The sequence below is a fragment of the Streptomyces sp. NPDC059567 genome (assembly GCF_042735655.1).
Taxonomy (GTDB): Bacteria; Actinomycetota; Actinomycetes; order Streptomycetales; family Streptomycetaceae; genus Streptomyces.
Genome location: NZ_JBHWBS010000218.1, coordinates 1 through 1390, shown reverse-complemented (window position 1 = coordinate 1390; position 1390 = coordinate 1). Strand labels below are relative to the sequence as shown.

Genomic DNA, 1390 nt, shown 5'->3' with positions numbered 1-1390 from the left:
CTAGTAGTGCTTTGTTAGGTGGTGTCGTAGGGCTGCCATGGGACGATCTGTCGGCAGGTGGGGCAGGTGCCGGTCCAGGTGGCGATGAGCTGTTGGAGGAGGTCCAGGGCCTGGTAGAGGGTCAGGCCCTGGCATGGGCTTTTGGGTGTCTCCGCTGTTCGGTCAGGAACAGGTGGGCGGCGGTGACGAGGGTGACGTGCCGGTGCCAGCCGGCGAACGAACGGCCCTCGAAGTGGTCCAGGCCCAGGGCTGCTTTCAGCTCGCGGTAGTCGTGCTCGATCCGCCACCGGGCTTTCGCCAGCCGGACCAGATCCCTGGCGGGGATATCGGGTGGCAGGTTCGAGATCCAGTACTGCACCGGTTCGCGCTCGCCCTCGGGCCACCGGGCGATCAGCCAGGACAACCCGATCGTGCCGTCGGCGGCCGGTTTCGGGCGACGGCCCGCGAGCCGGACGCGCAGGAACACGAAGTGCGAGCTCATCGCCGCCTTCGATCCCTTGCGCCAGGTCACGGTCCGACCGCGGCCGCGACCCGCGGCCAGTACGTGCTCGCGCAATGACACGGGCCGGGTGCGATAGCGGGGCAGCGGCCTGGGGCCGAGCCCGCCGTATTCGGGCTGGTGCGGCACCGCGTCCTGGCCGTGGGCGGTCATCTCGCCCTTGGCCTGCAGCACCCAGGCCAGGCCGCGTTCGTCCAGGCCGTGGCGGAAGTCGGCGTTCGCGCCGTAGCCGGTATCTGCGACCAGGACGGCGGGCCGCAGCCCGGAGCCGGCGAGTTCGTCGAGCATGTCCAGGGCGAGCTGCCACTTGGGACGATGGCACTCGTCGTCGGGGATCCGGCAGGCCCGCCTGCGGGCCTGGGCGTCGGGACCGTCCCAGGCGGCGGGCAGGAACAGGCGCCAGGACAACGGGCACGAAGCCTCCTCGGAGGCGGCGTGGACACTGACGCCGATCTGGCAGTTGCCGACCTTGCCCAGGGTGCCCGAGTACTGCCGGGCCACCCCGGGCGAGGAACGGCCGTCCTTGGGGAAGCCGGTGTCGTCCACCACCCACACCTGCGGCTGCACGACGGCCACCGCCCGCCACGCCAGCCGGGCCCGCACGTCCCTGACCTGCCACGTCGAGGTTGTCATGAACTGCTGCAACTGCTGGTGATCGACACCGAGCCGTTCAGCCATCGGCTGCATCGACTTCCTGCGGCCGTCCAGCAGCAGCCCCCGCAGATATAACGCGCCCTTCGCCCGCTGGTCCCGACGCACCAACGGCGCGAACACCTCCGCCGCGAACTCCTCCAACCGGCCCCGCACCGCGGCAAGCTCCCCAGACCTCATACAGCCAGCGAACTACCACCCACCCACCACGACAAGACCACCTAACAAAGCACTACTAGG

The 1390-nt window shown here is 69.9% G+C and carries 1 protein-coding gene; it reads right to left on the bottom strand.

The genetic code is table 11. The annotated features are described in order from the left end of the window. Nucleotides 1–121: 121 nt before the first annotated feature. The gene (locus ACFVZW_RS37085) at nt 122–1330 is read right to left on the bottom strand and encodes an IS701 family transposase (RefSeq protein WP_384531017.1); all 1209 of its coding nucleotides are present in this window, start codon (nt 1328–1330) and stop codon (nt 122–124) included. Nucleotides 1331–1390 lie beyond the last annotated feature (60 nt).